Source organism: Microbulbifer sp. HZ11 (assembly GCF_000708675.1).
Classification (GTDB): domain Bacteria; phylum Pseudomonadota; class Gammaproteobacteria; order Pseudomonadales; family Cellvibrionaceae; genus Microbulbifer.
Window position 1 is genome coordinate 1,800,476 of record NZ_JELR01000001.1, and the last position, 15,163, is coordinate 1,815,638.

At 55.6% G+C, this 15,163-nt stretch carries 12 protein-coding genes; 11 read left to right on the forward strand and 1 reads right to left on the reverse strand.

The window, feature by feature from the left end; translation table 11 throughout:
- Nucleotides 1-37: 37 nt before the first annotated feature.
- The 11 genes from AU11_RS07740 to glpQ all read left to right on the forward strand — a co-directional run bounded on the left by AU11_RS07740 (nucleotide 38) and on the right by glpQ (nucleotide 13,040).
- On the forward strand, nucleotides 38-1,612 hold the full coding sequence (locus AU11_RS07740) for a lipopolysaccharide assembly protein LapB (protein WP_043317685.1): 1,575 nt from the start codon (nucleotides 38-40) through the stop codon (nucleotides 1,610-1,612).
- Nucleotides 1,613-1,956: 344 nt separating this feature from the next.
- Nucleotides 1,957-4,047, forward strand: a complete 2,091-nt coding sequence (locus tag AU11_RS07745; protein ID WP_043317687.1) for an SUMF1/EgtB/PvdO family nonheme iron enzyme — start codon at nucleotides 1,957-1,959, stop codon at nucleotides 4,045-4,047.
- 10 nt (nucleotides 4,048-4,057) lie between these two features.
- Entirely contained in the window at nucleotides 4,058-4,426 is a 369-nt protein-coding gene (locus AU11_RS07750; RefSeq protein WP_043317689.1) for a hypothetical protein, read from the forward strand.
- 99 nt (nucleotides 4,427-4,525) lie between these two features.
- Nucleotides 4,526-5,320 carry a MotA/TolQ/ExbB proton channel family protein gene (locus AU11_RS07755; RefSeq protein WP_043317691.1) on the forward strand — a complete coding sequence of 265 codons (795 nt, stop codon included), beginning with the start codon at nucleotides 4,526-4,528 and terminating at the stop codon, nucleotides 5,318-5,320.
- Nucleotides 5,321-5,399: 79 nt separating this feature from the next.
- Nucleotides 5,400-6,704, forward strand: coding sequence for a hypothetical protein (locus tag AU11_RS07760; RefSeq protein ID WP_043317694.1), 1,305 nt, complete (start codon nucleotides 5,400-5,402; stop codon nucleotides 6,702-6,704).
- The gene (locus AU11_RS07765; RefSeq protein WP_043317696.1) at nucleotides 6,694-7,776 is read left to right on the forward strand and encodes a vWA domain-containing protein; all 1,083 of its coding nucleotides are present in this window, start codon (nucleotides 6,694-6,696) and stop codon (nucleotides 7,774-7,776) included. The genes AU11_RS07760 and AU11_RS07765 overlap by 11 nt, the downstream gene beginning before the upstream one ends.
- Nucleotides 7,773-8,774, forward strand: a complete 1,002-nt coding sequence (locus tag AU11_RS07770) for a vWA domain-containing protein (RefSeq protein ID WP_043317698.1) — start codon at nucleotides 7,773-7,775, stop codon at nucleotides 8,772-8,774. The genes AU11_RS07765 and AU11_RS07770 overlap by 4 nt, the downstream gene beginning before the upstream one ends.
- A 78-nt stretch (nucleotides 8,775-8,852) precedes the next feature.
- Nucleotides 8,853-9,509 (forward strand): hypothetical protein, encoded by a 657-nt coding sequence (locus AU11_RS07775; RefSeq protein WP_051687028.1) that lies wholly within the window; start codon nucleotides 8,853-8,855, stop codon nucleotides 9,507-9,509.
- A 108-nt stretch (nucleotides 9,510-9,617) separates the two neighbouring features.
- Nucleotides 9,618-10,280, forward strand: coding sequence for a hypothetical protein (locus tag AU11_RS07780; protein ID WP_043317700.1), 663 nt, complete (start codon nucleotides 9,618-9,620; stop codon nucleotides 10,278-10,280).
- Between the two features lie 59 nt (nucleotides 10,281-10,339).
- Nucleotides 10,340-11,785, forward strand: a complete 1,446-nt coding sequence (locus AU11_RS07785) for a M48 family metalloprotease (protein ID WP_043318469.1) — start codon at nucleotides 10,340-10,342, stop codon at nucleotides 11,783-11,785.
- A gap of 184 nt (nucleotides 11,786-11,969) precedes the next feature.
- Complete coding sequence (gene glpQ / locus AU11_RS07790) at nucleotides 11,970-13,040, forward strand: glycerophosphodiester phosphodiesterase (RefSeq protein WP_043317702.1); 1,071 nt, start codon at nucleotides 11,970-11,972, stop codon at nucleotides 13,038-13,040.
- A 9-nt stretch (nucleotides 13,041-13,049) separates the two neighbouring features.
- Here the strand turns inward: glpQ and AU11_RS07795 are convergent, their stop codons facing one another.
- Complete coding sequence (locus AU11_RS07795) at nucleotides 13,050-14,867, reverse strand: diguanylate cyclase (protein WP_231491679.1); 1,818 nt, start codon at nucleotides 14,865-14,867, stop codon at nucleotides 13,050-13,052.
- Nucleotides 14,868-15,163 lie beyond the last annotated feature (296 nt).

A 15,163-nucleotide genomic window follows, 5' to 3' on the forward strand; every position in this document is an offset into this window, starting at 1 on the left:
GCCTCCGGACAATAACGACGGCCAGAGCGGAATTACCATGCAACACCGCGATTCAGACCCCAAAGACCCATCATTTATTCAACCGGCAGATTTTTCGTTTGGTGGAGCGGGCGATACTGCGTCAGGCGATGCAAATACCAATCGTCTCAAATCGTCCCGATCCAATGACAGTCGAAAAAGCAAAGTGAACTGGCTGCCGATAGCGCTCGGTACCGGAATGCTCGGCGCACTGGTCGGTGTGTTCTGGGTGCTGCCGCAAATGGTAGATACACCAGCGCCACCGGTGATAATCAGTACAGCAGCGACCGATAGCAGTAAACAGGCACAACCCAAAATCCAGGAGTCTCCGTACACAGAAGCGGAGATCATGCAACAGCGCCGGGATGTACAGAAGATACTGCAGGATATTCTGCAACTTCAGGAAGAGCTGCTGGAGCGCCGGGTAGAAACTTGGGCAGCGGAGGAGTATTTTGCTGCCCGAGCTCTCGCTGAGGGCGCAGATACCATTTATCGCCAGCGCAAATTTATGCAGGCCCTGGAACAGTACCGCGAAGCGCTCGCTGGTATGCAGGCATTGCGTGACAGCATCCCTGAGCGTATCGAGCAACACCTGGCTTCGGGTCATGCGGCACTGGACACGGGCGACCAGGACGCTGCGAACAAATCCTTCGATCTGGTTCTGACAATTTCGGAAGATCACCCCCGCGGGATGAACGGTAAAAACCGCGCGCAAAAGCTGCATGAGGTTTGGCCACACGTTACCGCTGGCAAGGACGCATTTACCGAAAACAATCTGGATACTGCGAAAGCAGAACTGGAAAAAGCGCTGACCCTGGACGGGGATACGGTGCCGGCCAAAGCGCTGCTCCCTGAAGTAAATGCAGCAATCCTTGAACGGGACTACAGCGAGGCAATGTCTGCGGGGTACGCGGCGATCGGGAACGGCGATTTCGAAGAAGCCAAATCCCGATTCAGTGCGGCGAAAAAACTCAAGCCAAACGCCACCGACCCGGATGCCGGGCTTCGCCAAGCAGCCAATGGTGCGGCGCAAGGGCGTATCGACCGACTCTTTGCCAGTGCGTCAAAACATGAACGCAAGGAGCAATGGCACAAAGCCGTGGAACAATATTCCGCGCTACTTGAGACCGACAGCAGCCTTGTTGAGGCGGCGACCGGCAAGGCACGCAGTCAGGCCCGCGCCAAACTTGACGACCAGCTGCAGGAACTACTGCAGGACCCACTCAAGTTAAGCCAGTCCAAACGCAATCAGTACGCGCGCAAAGTATTGGCGGATGCCCGTGCACTCAAGGCGGGCACCCCTCGGCTGACCGCACAGGTGGAGGCACTGGAAACCGCGCTGACCCAGGCGTTAATACCAGTAACCGTTGTCCTGCAGTCCGATGCGAGCACCCAGGTCACCATCTACCACGTGGGCAAGCTGGGCAACTTCTCACAGCGTCAGATTGCGCTGAAACCCGGGCGTTACACCGCCGTTGGCACCCGACAGGGATACCGCGATGTACGCCAGGAATTTGTGGTGCAACCTCAGTCTGAATCCCCGGTAGTCACCATTCAGTGCGCGGAAAAGATCAACAGCGCCAATAATTCCTGAAACCGGAAACCCTGCCTCGGCGATCGGATCAAAATGCACAGATTTTTCATGTTGTGCACCCGATTCGCCGGCACATCCCGCAGTCCAAGCTGACTCATTGGCCGCAAATTTCTACGCCTATTACCGATAGGAAGCCGTGGACAAAATTGTCGCCTCGGTATCGCCTAAACAGAGAAAGGTGCGCCAATCATCCAGCGGCTCGGCCCGCAATGGCGAGAGCAGACTAAGCTGAAATGCGCGGCTCTGTATCTCTCCACCAAGGATGCCCCGCCGACCTGAATGCGGAAATAGCGACCATCGCCGCCACGGAAAATCAATAAGTGCGCAGTAACAGGGAATCATTAATGACAGCCAAGGAAGCGGTCCCCGCACGCGATAGCGAGCCGGCCAACGAAGAAGTATCCGTCATCCAGCCAATAGGCTTCACCCCCGCTCCGGTTTCCTCTGGCGGCAGGAAGCTGTTGCTTTCTCCCAAAGCAATCGCTGTCGTGGGCTGCCTGCTCCTAGGCGTACTGATGCTGGTGTACCTGTTGGTTGCCCGCTCACTGATCTTCGAAACACAGCCCAGCGATGCCAAGGTCACCGTCAGCGGCCTGGCGCTGCCTTTGGGCGACGGGCATCTGGTGCTGCCTGGCCACTACAGCTACACCGTCAGTGCAACAGGTTACGTTTCTCAAAGTGGTGAAGTCGAGGTCAGCAGTGACCGCAACAGCCGCCACGCAGTGAAACTGCAGCGGCTACCGGGGCATTTGCAGGTTGTTACCGAACCCAACGTGCCCGTGCGCATTCTGGTCAATGGTGCTGAGGTAGAAAGCGAAGCCGGTCTGGCCGCCGCTATTCCCGCTGGCCGCAAACGTATCACCGTGCTGACCGAGCGCTACCTCCCCTTCAGCAAGGAAGTGGAAATCGAAGGACTGGATAACACTCAAACCCTGAAGGCCAGCCTGCGCCCTGCCTGGGCGAATGTGCACATTACCAGTAACCCCGCAGGCGCTACCGTCAGTGTGGAGGGAAAAATCCTCGGCACTACCCCGCTCACCGCAGAACTGGTTCAAGGGGATCGCCTGGTGGATATCTCCCTGCCACAACACAAAACCGTCCAAGTGCCGGTACCGGTCACGGCGGGTGTCGACCAGACGCTGCAAACCGTCGACCTCTCAGCAGCTGATGGCACTTTGCGGGTGGTCAGCACCCCGCCAGGTGCCAGTATCACCGTAAACGGCGAGTACCGCGGCCAGACGCCCATGGATCTGGATCTGGCCTCCAACAGCCGCCATCAACTGCGATTCTTTTTAGACGGCTATAGTACCGTCGAACGCGCTGTAGATGTCCGCGCCGGAGACCTGCGGGATATGACCGTGCAGTTAGTCCCTGTATTTGGCAAGGTTGCAATCACCAGTAGTCCTGCCGATGCCCAGGTATTTATCGATGGCAAACTGGCGGGCACCGCCGGTCAGACCTTCACGCTGCCGACCCGCAGCCACAGCATTGTGGTACGCAAAGCCGGTTACGAGGACTACCAGACCACTATCGTTCCCTCCAGCAAGCTGAAGCAGTCCGTGCGCGCCGTATTGCTGACAGGAGAACAAGCGCGCTGGAGCAATGTCCCCGCACAAATTACCCACGGTGCCGGCGGCAAGATGCTGCTGATGCGTCCGAATGCGGAATTCACCATGGGCTCCTCTCGACGCGAACAGGGTCGCCGCGCCAATGAGGTTCTGCGCAAAATCGCTCTGGACCGTCCTTTCTATATTGGCACTACGGAAGTGACCAATCGCGAATACCGGCGCTACCAGCGCATGCACAGTTCCAGCCATACCAACGGTGTCAGCCTGGATAACGACAGTCTGCCGGTGGTGAATATCAGCTGGAATGATGCCGCACTTTTCTGCAACTGGCTCAGCGCCCGCGATGGATTGAAAGAGGTCTACCGCACCGAGCGCGGTCGCGTAGTGGGCTTCGATGCGAGCGCGAATGGTTACCGCATGCCAACCGAGGCCGAGTGGGCCTGGGCATCCCGCTATGAACGGGGTGCCATGCGCAAATTCCCCTGGGGTGACGCCCTGCCAGTGGGCAAAAATTCGGGCAACTATGCCGATAGCAGTGCCGGCCAGATTGTTCCCGCCGTACTGCGCACCTATAACGACCGCTACGCCGCCACCGCACCCGTTGCCAGCTTTCCAGCCAATCACCTTGGACTATACGACATGGGTGGCAACGTCTCCGAGTGGATTCACGACCTGTACACCATCGGTACTGGCCTATCCCTCAAGCGCGAGGAAAACCCCGTTGGCCCCCAGGAAGGGGATTACCACGTGGTGCGCGGCTCCAGTTGGAAGCATGCCGGCCTTACCGAGCTGCGACTTTCATACCGGGATTACGGTGCAGAGGCACGTAATGATATCGGCTTCCGTATCGCCCGCTGGGTGAACTGAGGAACTTCAGATGCAACAGCGATCTTCACCAGCCCAGGAGGCTGGGAGAGCAAAGGCCATTCCCGCAGCGCCCCTGTTCAGCCGACGATTTGTGGTCGTCGTATTGGCTCTCGGTTTTGCCGCCGCTCTCAGTGTGCAGTCTCTGGGTATTCAGGCGCAGTCGACCGGTGACAACAACAACCAGGAATCCAAGGAGACGCCGGTACCGGAGGCCAAAGCAGTTGCTGCGAAGCCGGTAACGGTCAAGCAGTCTACGGAAGTACCGGCAAAAAAAGCGAAAACCAGTATCAAAGCACAAAGTGCGCGAAATGCAGATAGCTACGAGGCGACAGAGGAAATCTCCGAAGACCTTTCCGTCTCTTATCCAGTGGATATTTAGCCGGTATTTAACGATACCGCAGAAAACATTCGAACACAGCCACACGTAATACCGGGCCGGATGCCAATGGAATGGCCCCACAAATAAGCGGGAAACCCCATGAAATTCAAGTCTTCAGATTTTATGTTCCAGCTGTTCGCCCTTCTCGGCGCCATTATTCTGGTTCACGCCATCTATGTGGCCATTATCCGCCCCAACGCGGATGCGCTGATCCAGGAGCAGATGGCACGAGAAGAAGCTGGTGAAACCTATGCGCAGCAGCGATCACTCTACATCGTAATGCGCGACTACGAACAGGAAGCGTGCTTTGTCCTGATGTTGTGGGCAATGGCGATTATGGGACTCAAGGCACGACGTTCCATGCGTGAGCGCAAATTGCTGGACCAGGCACTGCTCAACGTAAGTGAAGGCACACCAATTCTACCAGAAGACGCCCGCGATCTGTCGCGCCCCATTCAGGCGCTGCCAGAAGACGAGCGGAATTTCCTCCTACCACGCGCATTGCTCACCGCTTTACAGCGTTTCGGCTCCACGCGCAATGTCGCGGCGGTATCAAACTCCGTAAAAGAAGTGTGTGAAACAGAAGGTGATCGTCTCGACAGTGAGCTCGCCATGGTGCGCTATATCACCTGGGCCATCCCCTCCATTGGATTTATCGGCACTGTGCGGGGCATTGGCGAGGCACTTGCTCAGGCGCACCGAGCCGTAGAAGGCGACATCGCTGGAGTGACCGTCAGCCTCGGTGTGGCTTTCAACTCTACCTTCGTCGCTCTGGTTATCAGCATTGTCATCATGTTCTTCACGCACCAGCTGCAGTTGATGCAGGAGCGCCTTGTACTGGACACACAGAATTACTGTGACAACAAGCTGCTGCGTTTCCTCAAGGTAAGCTGAGCACGACTCGATTGACAAAAATCCCGGCAACACCGGGTGACCACGGACAGGGTCACCCTCGAAAGACACAGGAAAGACCATGAGCAAAGGTGTACTGGAAATCAACGATTGCGGGCTGCGTGTATTCGACGGCACCAATGAAGTTATCGAAAGCCCCGGAGTGGCCATAATCAATAGCCGGGAAATTGTAACCGGCACCGCTGCACTGATGCGCGCGCGCAGTCACCCCACCCAGGTCAATCATCAGTTCTGGCGCCGTCTCAGCCTCGAATCGGTAAAGTCTGACAACCCCGGCTGCCGCCATCACGCAGACCTGGCGTTCTGTCAGCTGAAAGAAATTGCCGGCTTGTGTGATCTGCCAGATGAGGTAGCTCTTGCGGTACCAGGTAATTTCACACACGAGCAACTGGCACTTCTACTGGGAGTGGTCAAAGAAAGCGCCTTCAATGCTGTTGCATTAGTTGATAGTGCCAGTGCGTGTATCAGCAGCTGTGCGCCTCGCGGTGTGCATCTGCATGTTGAACTACACAGGCACCAGACACTGGTCAGCCGTATCGGCGTTCACGAACAGACTGAACTGGATATTGCGGAGACCGTAACCGATGCCGGCCTGCAGCATTTTCAGGAAGCCTGGGCGCGTATCTTTACAGACGCCTTTATCATGCAGTGCCGCTTCGACCCATTCCATTCTGCGGAGGCTGAACAGCAACTCTATGACCTGCTGCCCCAGTGGATAGCTCGCGCCATGCGTCAGGGAGAGGTCATGGCGGAACTTGACGACCGCACCGCCAAAGTGAGCCTGCGGCAGTTGCAGGACGCCAGCACACCCATTCTCTCCCGTGTACGAGCCATGATCGACAACCTGAGCGATGCCAATAGCGTGGTTTTTGTTTCCCACCGCTGGGCGGAAATCCCCGGTGGGGCCCAACTGGCAGAGCGCATCCACCTGCTTCCCCACAATGCCGTGGCCCAAGCGGTGGAAAAGCACTGGCAGGAAATCCACAGTGAGAGTGGCAACCTGCGCCTGATTACAAATCTCAGCGCGGCACCGGCCACAGAAGTCGCGGTACAGGTAAATGCAGCCGCAGAGGCTGCCGCTACACATTTACTGCACGGTCATCGGGCGCTCGCCGCACACCAGCCGCTATTTGTAAGTTGGCTGAACGGCAAGCTGGATATTACCCCTACACCACCCACGCACCCCGCCGCTACCATTACCAACCACGCCGGGCGCCTGGCACTGCGCGTGGATGCAGGTGCAAAACTGATGTTAAACGGTGAAACCATTTCCGCCCCGGTCAATCTGACCGCCGGTGACCGCATCGGTGTGGCGGATTTCGACGGCGTAATTACAGCGATCAGTGTGGACCAATATGGCGCGTAAAAACCGGCGGTTTAATACCTTCAGTCTTTCCTTTCTGGACATCATGTCCTGTGGATTTGGCGCCGTGGCTTTGATCTTTCTGATCATCAAACATGGCTCCGATCACGATATTGAGGCGGAAAACCTGGACCTGAAAGCGGAGGTGAACTTGCTACAGGAAGAGGTACAGTTCGGCCGTGAACATATGGTACTCGCGCGTAATACACTGGATAGCACTAGCGATGATCTCGCTACCGCGCAAGGTCTCGCGCGACGGATCATGGAGCAGATTGAAGAAGTCAAAGGCAATATCGCAGAAGTCGACAGCAGTACCGATGAAATGGACATCGCGCGCCTTCAGGAAAAGTTGAAAAAGCTGGAGCAGGCGAAAAAACAGCTGGAAGAGGAAAATCGCAAACTCGGCAACAACGTGCGCAAGTTCGTTGGCGATGGCGACCGCCAGTATCTCACGGGTTTGCGTCTTGGCGGCGACCGTATCCTGATACTACTGGATTCCTCCGCCAGTATGCTGGGAGACGAACTTATCAAGGTAATCCGAACCCGCAACATGTCCGACTCCGTGAAACGAGATACGGAGAAGTGGCGGCGCGCCAAACAGACCGTAAGCTGGCTGGTTTCCCAGTTCCCCCAAGACAGCCAGTACCAGATCTATACCTTCAATACAGGCTTCCAGGCGGCAATTGTGGGAACCGAAGACCGCTGGCTGAACGTGGATGACCGCGATCAGATGGATGACGCGATGAAAGCTCTGGATAAGGTAGTGCCGCAAAACGGAACGAGCCTCGAGCGGATTTTCAATGCAGTCAACAGCATGTCACCGCTTCCAGACAATATCATCCTGATTACCGATGGTCTGCCTACGCAGGGAATGAAAGCACCTCGCGGCAATACCGTATCCGGCAAGGAGCGCATCAAGTTGTTTCGCAAGGCGGTTGACGCACTACCGAAGAGTATCCCCGTCAATGTGGTCCTGGCCCCCATGGAAGGCGATCCCTTCGCCGCCAGCGAATTCTGGAAGCTGGCTATGGAGACCCAGGGTTCTTTCCTCGCACCTTCTAAGGACTGGCCATGAGCAAGCGAACTAAACGGCAACAGGAAGAGTTCAGCATTTCTTTTCTGGATGTGATCTGTTGCGGCTTTGGCGCCATTGTTCTGCTTCTGATGATCGCCAAAACCGTGGAACCCATCGTCCTGGAAGAAGCGGAACTGGATCTGGATGGCCAGGTACAGGAACTGCAGGAGCAACTCGCAGAAATTCGCGGTGAAACCACCATCCTCAACCGTGATCTCAATGCCAAAAAAGAGCAGCTGGATATCGAAACCAAGCGCATCGCCAAACTGAAAGGTGAACTGGAAACCCTGCAGGCCATGTATGCGCGTAAAACCGAAGGCGAATCTGAAGAGGGCAAACTCAAGGGTGAGCTGACCATTGCCCTACAAAGCATGACCGATGAAATGAAGCGGCTGCTCGGCGAGAACTATCAGCGTAAGAACAATGTCATCGGGGGCATTCCCGTCGATAGCGAGTACATCCTGTTCATCATCGACACCTCGGGCAGTATGTTCAATTACGGCTGGGACCGCATGATTGATGAGATGGTAAATACTCTCAATCTCTACCCCAATGTAAAGGGCATCCAGGTAATGAACGATATGGGGGACTACATGTTCTCCAATTATCGCAATCGCTGGATTCCGGATACACCGGGGCGCCGCAAGGCGGTGTTGGACCGATTGCGTTCCTGGAATCCATTCAGTAATTCCAGCCCGGTAGAGGGCATTCAAAAGGCCGTTCGCACTTTCTACGACCCCAACAAAAAAATCAGTATTTACGTATTGGGAGATGAATTCACTGGCAAGTCCATTCGCAATGTAATGATGGCTGTGGACCGGGTGAATGCGCAGCGCGGGGAGAACGAACGCATGGTACGCATTCATGCGATTGGTTTCCCCATTCAGTTCTCGCGCCCTCTTCATCTTCAGACCACCGGTCTGCGTTTCGCGGCGTTGATGCGCGAACTGACTTACCGCAACGGAGGCACTTTTGTCGGGTTGAATGACTTCCGTTAGATGACCTGGTGAACCCCGTTCACCAGCCACATTTTAAGCGAGACTTTACGAGGGGCACGGATAGCCCGGGAGCAGCACATGAGTATCTGGCGAAATGGATTTAAGTCACTGCGAAAGCTTGGTTCGCTTACCGCGATCGCCCTGCTCACCGCATGTGCACATACGGTCTCCGTGGATGGCGAATTTCCCACACCGGTCGGGAACCAGCACCCTCTGACGGTGGGTGTCTACTTGAGTGACGACTTCCGAAAGTTTACTTATAGCGAAAACCGGGACGACCGGGATGAGTGGAATATCAACACCGGGCGCGCTCAGAAAAATCTGTTCGAAACCGTGCTTGGCTCCATGTTTCGCGAAACCATCAGCGTCGCTCAGTATCCGAGCAACCTGCCCCAGGGGTTGGATCTTGTCATAGTGCCAGAAGTACGTGAACTGCAATTCACCATGCCGCGGGAAACGCGAGTGAATATTTTTGAGGTGTGGATCAAGTACGACATGCACGCTTATAACCAGCGCGGGGACTCCGTCGCGGAGTGGGTCATCACCGCCTACGGGAAAACACCCACAGCATTCTTGAAGTCTCAGGAAGCCGCTCTAGCGCAAGCCATCAACGTTGCACTGCGGGACGCGGGCGCCACGTTGTACACAGGCTTTGACCGGGTGCCAGAGCTCCAGGCATTCATTGCCAACAAGCAACGGGCACTCACAATGAAAACGGCAAACGACGCCGACTAAATACGTCTGGCCAGCAACAAACTGGCCCCGGGAAACAGGATTCTGGTCGCGCCAAAACCCGAGCGCACCAATCAAGGAGGAAGTTCGGTGAGGAAACTGAGCGCATTCATGTCCACATTGGCACTGTCATCTATGGTGCTTACCAGCGGAGGCTGCACCACCGTGGTCATTGATGAGTACCGCCGTAGTACCGGCGAGCTGGCAGTAGGCGACTCCGTTGTCATTCTTGGCCGCCGGCACTCCAGCGAATACGAAACGGAACCCGACCTGATTAACTGTGTCGGTGACACGCTGCACAACCCCGAGTCCGGTGTAAACGTGATCCCGGAGCAACAGTTCGTCGACGCCCTTTACCCGTGGTTTGAGCCCCGTAAAGCACCCATGCACATCAAATCATTGAGCAAGTTGATGGATATTCCCGATGTGCGCAACCGCATGGAACAGTATGGCGTCAAATACATTGTCTGGATTGACGGTTCCACTGAAACCACGTCCAGCGCCGGTTCCATTGGCTGCTCCATCGGTACCGCTGGCGCCGGCTGCTTTGGTTTCGGCACCTGGGATAAGGAATCCGATTACGAAGCCTCGGTATGGGATTTCCGCGACCAGGAGTTGTCCGGAAAGATCAGCGCAGATGCACAGGGCACTTCGTACATGCCGGCGATTGTGGTTCCCATTCCACTGATAGCCCGCGTACAGAACAACGCCTGTAAAGGTATGGCCGCACAGCTGAAAGAGTTTTTACTGCCCCCACAATCCGCCAGTCGCTGAGGGAATACGGCTGGTATTTTTACTGATCGGAGAGAATAAAACAGGAGCCCCTCATGCACATGCTCAACAAAATCATAGCGGCTGTTCTACTGACCACCGCGGTGGGCTGCGCCTTTAATCCGGCGACAAATCGCCCGGATCTGGTCCTGATGTCGGAAGAGAAAGAAATCAAGATCGGTCGCGAAATGCATGAAAAGCTGGTCGCCAGTACGCCAATATACAACGACCCGATCCTGAATGCTTACGTCGAGCACGTGGGTCAGAAAATTGCCAGGGCCAGTGACCGGCCCGACCTCACCTACCACTTCACCATTATCGACAGCCAGGATATCAATGCTTTTGCGTTACCGGGCGGCTATGTGTACATCAATCGCGGGCTTTTGACCTACTTGCAGTCAGAAGCAGAGATGGCCGCGGTACTTGCCCATGAAGTAGGTCACATTACTGCCCGTCACGCAGTACGACAGAAAACCGCAGCCACCGGCGCCGGTGTCGCCTCGGTACTGTCTGTTCTCGTCACCGGCAGTGGGGTCGTGGGCGATGTGGCAAATCTCTGGAGCACCGCAGCGGTTAAAGGATACGGTCGAGATATGGAACTTGAAGCGGATCGCTTTGGTGCCCAGTATATGTACAACGCCGGTTACGACCCGCAATCGATGATCAATGTCATCGCTCTCCTGAAAGATCAGGAAACCTTTGCGCGCCGGCGCGCGCGGGTCGAAGGTAAGAAACAACAGACTTATCACGGCGTTTTTTCCTCACATCCTCGCAATGATATCCGCCTGCGTGAAGTGGTCGAGGCCGCCGGTCAGTTACCAGAAGACAAGAAAATCACCAAAGTTGAATACTACCGAGAGAAGACCGAAGGTATTGTGTACGGACAAAACGCTCAGGAGAGCGAAAAAAACCGTTTCAATCACCAGAGCCTCGGATTTTCACTGCTGTTCCCAGAGGGATGGAATGTGGAAAATCAGCGCAGTGCAATCGTCGGTACTGCCCCGGATAAGTCAGCCACCATTACCATTAAGGTGGCCAAGCGAGACGGAAATCAGCCGGCGGATATGGCACTGCGTGGTGTCTACGACGTGCGCAGCCTGGAGCAGGATGAAGCTCTGAGTCAATACCGCCTTGAAGGACACACAGGCAAACTTCCGGAGCGCAATGCGGAATCACCGGATCGTGTGGCCGTGCTGTTTTACGGCAGCCGTCAATATATCCTTGAGGGCAAAGTCGCCACACCCACCGATGACGAGAAAACCGTAGCCGAGTATGACGATCTGTTTATGACCAGTATTCGCAGCTTTCGGCCACTACGCAAAACGGATGTAGTGAAGCCGGACATCAAGCGGGTTCGCTATGTTCAGGCAAACGACAAGACGACTTTCTCCTCTCTGGCACGGCATATGGAGATCGGGGAGTACGCTGAAGAGCAGCTTCGCCTGCTCAATGGATATTATCCCCGCGGTGAGCCGAAGCCGGGTGAGTGGATCAAGATAGTCCAATGATCCGACCGGCCACAATCCCAACTCGGCTACATTGCCAGCTCACGACGGCCAGGTGAAGGAGCATTACCTGGCCGTCGACAGGAGGACGATAGCAGCCTCACTGGTGACACTATCATCATTTGTTAATATTACTGATCGCCAAGTCGCGATATCTTTAGGCAAATTTTTACTTCCATAATTTGCCATGCCCTCAATTTTAACCGCCCTGCTCATCGCGCTAGTCAGCGTTACTCCGACAGTTTCCCCCGGCCAGACTTCCGAACCCGTGGTTATCGCGCACCGAGGCGCCTCCGGCTATTTGCCAGAGCATACTCTGGAAGCGAAGACGCTGGCGTACGCGATGCGTGCAGACTATATCGAACAGGATCTGGTGCTCAGCAAAGACGACCACCTGATCGTGATGCACGATATCTACCTGGATAAAGTCACCAATATTCGGGATGTCTTTCCCCAGCGGGCACGGCAGGACGGCCACTTTTACGTCATCGACTTCACACTCGAGGAATTAAAGCGACTAGAGGTCACCGGGCCCTTTTTGTCCGGTATGGGGCAAACTCGCCCGCAATTTCAGGGCCGCTTTCCGCTCTGGCAATCACACTTTCAACTGGCGACCTTCGCAGAAGAGCTGGAATTGATCCGGGGGTTGAACCAGTCTCTCGGCTACAACGTGGGAATTTATCCTGAGATCAAGAAGCCGTGGTTCCACCACCGTGAAGGTAAGGATATTTCCCGTAAAGTGCTTCAGGCGCTAAAGCATCACGGTTACACCACTGGTGCTGACAAAGTATTCTTACAGGCGTTTGATGCCGAAGAGTTGCAGCGTATCCATACGGAACTTATGCCGCAGCTGGAAATGGAACTGCCACTAATTCAGCTGATTGCGGAGTCCGACTGGGGAGAGAAACTGGTACGGCACGCGGGGGAGTGGATCCAATACGATTATAACTGGATGCGGACGCCTGAAGGACTTGAGAAGATTTCACGCTACGCCGCGGGTATCGGGCCATGGCACCCGATGTTGCTGGATGAACGTGGCAAGGTAAATTCACTGGTAGCGGACGCGCACCGTCTGGGCCTCAGGGTTCACCCGTACACATTTCGGGCCGACCCGGATCAGGTACCCGAAGATTTTCGCAGCTTCGAGGAATTTGTGCTGTTTTACTTCGAAGAGGTGCACGTCGACGGGATATTTACCGACCACCCGGATAAAGTTCGCGCGCTGCGAAAACAAGCCAATCACCAGAAAAACCCGTAGGCCTCTACCTCAGGCGGGCTCCATTCCCGGCTCCGTCGAAACATCCGGCGTGACCAATTCGCCGGAAAGCGACTGTCGGTACTCTACCACCTGGTCTCTGCCCCGTTGCTTGGCGGAATAAAGGGCCTCATCTGCTTCACGCATCAGCTGCTCGAGGGTCTGCGCCTGGTGTGCACAGGCAACCCCAATACTCGAAGTGAACTGAACAGTGCCTTCGGGACAGGGCAGGCGAATACCCGCGATATTGTCGCGCAGCCGCTCTGCAGTGTGCAGGGCATCCGGCTTGGTTTCGGTAATCAACAGGGCAAACTCTTCCCCGCCGAGACGACCAAATATATCTGTCTCGCGGATTTTGTCCTGAATGGTGTAGCTGAACTGGCGCAACGCTTCGTCGCCAATCCCGTGACCGTGGTTATCATTGATGGATTTGAAGTGGTCAATATCAAACATCAGCAGGCTGACCGGCTCACCTTTCCGATAAGCACGCTTGATACAGAGTTCGGCCTCAGCGAGAAAGCTACGGCGGTTACGGATTCCGGTGAGGGGATCGGTACGGGCTTCCATCTCTGCCTGCTGCTTGGCCTTCTCCAGCTCTTCGGTGCGCGCACGCACCAGGCCTTCCAGCTTCACCTTGGATTGCTCCAGGTGACGGCGATACTGTCGCTCCGACTCCAGCCCCTGCAAACGGACCCGGCGCAACTTGATGCCCATTGCCGCCATGATCGTGACCATTTCCACAAATGAGCTCAGTGGCGGCAAGTAGTAATTCAGAAGGTTGTGCTCGACCAGCCCCAGGTCTCGCAATGCCTGGTAGAAAAGTCCGCTGAGCAAGAGTGTCCAGCCAATGGCAAAAACAGCCGCTTCACTGGAACCCTGACGCCAACGCACCAGCGCAATGAACGTCATTACCGGGTAGAACAGCAGGGCCAGCGTAATACTGATAAGCGCAACCTGCTTTATTTGCAGTAAGGCGCTGACCAACAGCACTGCAGCGTTGAGCATCATCAACAGCAGGATGTAATCCAGGCGCGGGGTGCACTTCCGGGTCTGCAAAAACAGGCGATCGAAGACCACGCCGCAGAAGATACTGATCGCACCCGCAGCAGACATATAGCTCCAGTGGAAGTGATTCTGCACTACGTACTGATGGGTAAAGCCGAGAATAGTGCCCCAGGCAATGATCTTGGAGATTCCGTAAACAAAATAGGCAAAAAAGCTGGAATCGCCGGTGGTTACCCCGACAATCAGTGAAAACAGTGATATCAGAGCAATTCCGCCGAACAGGAACGCCAGCACGGCGGTTTCACCGGTGTGGGACTTGCTCAACGCGTCCGGGCTCCAGATTCGCATGGACGGGAAGACAAAACCGGCCTCTTCAGAATCAAAACGCGCGAGAAACCCGCGGCTTGCTCCTGCCGCCAGCTCGACAGGCACCACAAAACGATTGTGGAACACTGGGCGTCGGGCAAAAGGCTCACCCATGGCCTGGTCCGCAATCTTCTGAAACTCAGAACCGTCGCCTTCACCCCGGGAGTAGGCACGTAAGCGAATCAATTGGTGATCCACATATTCGAGTCGCAGGGGTAAGTTGTGGGCCTCTGTGTTTTGCAGCTCGAAATAGGACCAGTAACTGCCCTTCTTCAGCCCCGTGGACCCTGCACTAGTCAAAGGCGTGAACTCACCGGAACGCAGCGCATCCACCGCAGCCGACAAATCGGCTTTGCCGCTGGGATCGTGCCAGACAGAACCCTGTCCGGTACGTTGCGAACCCTCTTCTCCCGCACCGACCTCAACAGCCGAAACTGCGTATACCGCAGGGCCTGACACCAAGAACACCAACAGCAAGACAACGGCAGGCACACGCAACCAGTACCGATGATGCCACCGGTGGGAATCTGCTGTAGAGGCCACTTTGTGTATTCGTGGAGCTGTCATAGAGCGCCTGATGTATGCACCCGGCGTGCGTTTTTGTTAAACCGGGACAAGAATCCTGTATCGGCTCAGTACGGGATGGACGGATTCCCGCGAGCGTGAGCCATGTCTAACGGAGAAGTTTACCGGCTCCCGGGCTCAGAATCACTCGGCGATCTTTTCCGACCCCGCAAACCACCGGAAATAAAACC